The organism is Kitasatospora putterlickiae (assembly GCF_039527695.1).
Lineage (GTDB): Bacteria > Actinomycetota > Actinomycetes > Streptomycetales > Streptomycetaceae > Kitasatospora > Kitasatospora putterlickiae.
Map to the genome: position 1 here is coordinate 1 of NZ_BAAAKJ010000422.1, position 1656 is coordinate 1656.

2 protein-coding genes are annotated in these 1656 nt (G+C 77.0%); both read left to right on the forward strand.

Annotation, left to right across the window (positions count from 1 at the left end; translation table 11 throughout):
- Nucleotides 1-262 precede the first annotated feature (262 nt).
- Nucleotides 263-796 carry a GNAT family N-acetyltransferase gene (locus ABD308_RS35125; RefSeq protein WP_344344043.1) on the forward strand — a complete coding sequence of 178 codons (534 nt, stop codon included), beginning with the start codon at nt 263-265 and terminating at the stop codon, nt 794-796.
- Nucleotides 783-1316 carry a 2'-5' RNA ligase family protein gene (locus ABD308_RS35130; RefSeq protein ID WP_344344044.1) on the forward strand — a complete coding sequence of 178 codons (534 nt, stop codon included), beginning with the start codon at nt 783-785 and terminating at the stop codon, nt 1314-1316. Before ABD308_RS35125 ends, ABD308_RS35130 begins: the two co-directional genes overlap by 14 nt.
- Nucleotides 1317-1656: the final 340 nt, after the last annotated feature.

Here is a 1656-nt window from a genome sequence, read left to right on the forward strand (position 1 = left end):
CACCGCGCCGCCCCCGCCCGGGACGCCGCAACCCGCCACCGCGGCCGCCAGGCACACCGCGGCGACCAGTCCGTTCCGCCCCCGCCGACGCCGACGCGCCGCCAACCCCCCACCAATACGACTATCTGATGGTCTGTCCATAACCCCACTGCTCCCCCGCCGCGCCGACCGGCCAATCCCCCCGTCACCCGCCCGGCGCACCGGGGCGGCCATGATCGAAAAGGGCTCGCGGCGGAGGCGGCGGCCGACCGATAATGCGCGCATGACGATCAGTGCGCAGCGCGGAACGACCGAACTCTGGGCGATCGCGCCCGCCGACGTCGGATCCGCGGCGGCCCTGGCGCTGCTGCGGGACTACTACCTCGACGTCGCCAACAGCTACTACCGGCTGCACCTCGGACGGGAGGGCACGCCCGAGGAGATCGAGACCGGGCTCGCCGCCTCGCCCAGCGACGACCTCGCCCCGCCCACCGGGGTCTTCCTGATCGGCCGCTACGACGGCGAGGACGCCGCCTGCGCCGGGCTGCGCGTGGTCGACGCCACCACCGTCGAGCTGACCCGGGTCTACATCCGCCCGGCACGGCGCGGCACCGGCGGCGGCACCCGGCTGATGGCCGCCGTCGACGAGGCGGCGCGGGCGCTCGGCGCCGGGCGGATCGTCCTGGACACCCGGCTCGATCTGGTCGAGGCCCGCGCGCTGTACGTCCGGCACGGCTACCAGGAGATCCCCGCCTACAGCGATCGCCGCTACGCCGAGATCTGGTACGCCAAGGACCTCGCCCGTGCGGACCGTTGAGCTGCTCTGCGACCCGCCGCTCGACGGCGCCGTGCGCGCGGTCTGGCGACGGCTCGCCGACGGCGGGGTGGACAGCCTCGCCCACAACCCGCACCCCGGCCACCGCCCCCACCTCACCCTGGCCGCCTGCGCCCGGATGCCCGCCGGGGCGGCCGACCGGCTCGACGAACTCCTCGCCGACGCCCTGCCGCCGGCCGTCCGGCTGACCGGCCTGCTCTCCTTCTCCGCCCGCAGCCGGCGCCGGGTGCTCAGCTGGTCGGTCGTCCCGACGCTCGGGCTGATGCGGCTGCACCACCGGGTCTGGGAGGTCCTGGAGCACGCCGAGGACCCCGACCCGCACTACCTCCCCGGCCGCTGGTCCCCCCACCTCGGCCTCACCCGCCGCCTCCCCCCGGAGGCCGTCACCCTCGCCCACACCCTCCTCGGCCGCCACCCCGACCTCACCGGCACCTTCGACGCCGCCCGCGCCTTCGACTCCGACACCCAGCGGACCCGCCCCCTCGGCGCCCCCGCCGGCTGACCCGCCCACGCGGCGGGCAGGCGAGCGGAGGACGGGGGGGCGGCGAGTCCGGCGCCGAGGACCTCACACCCCCTCATCCCGCTCCGGCCCGCGCCGTCGTGCTCCGGCCCACGTCCGGGCACCCGCACCCGCCCCACAGCCGTCCGGACCGGGCCCGGGTAGAGTGACCGGCCGAACCACCAGGAGGGGCGCCGATGCGGACACCGACAGGGATACGGAGACGGACCGGGACGCTCGGGGTCGGCACGGCGCTCGCGGCGGTCCTCCTGCTCGGCGGCGCCGGAACGGCCGTCGCCGCCGACCCGACTCCCACGGCGACCCCGGCGGCGTCCACGGCGAC

Excerpts from the sequence above, each read along its gene's own strand:
- ABD308_RS35125 (WP_344344043.1), top strand. The coding sequence starts at position 263 with ATGACGATCAGTGCGCAGCGCGGAACGACCGAACTCTGGGCGATCGCG.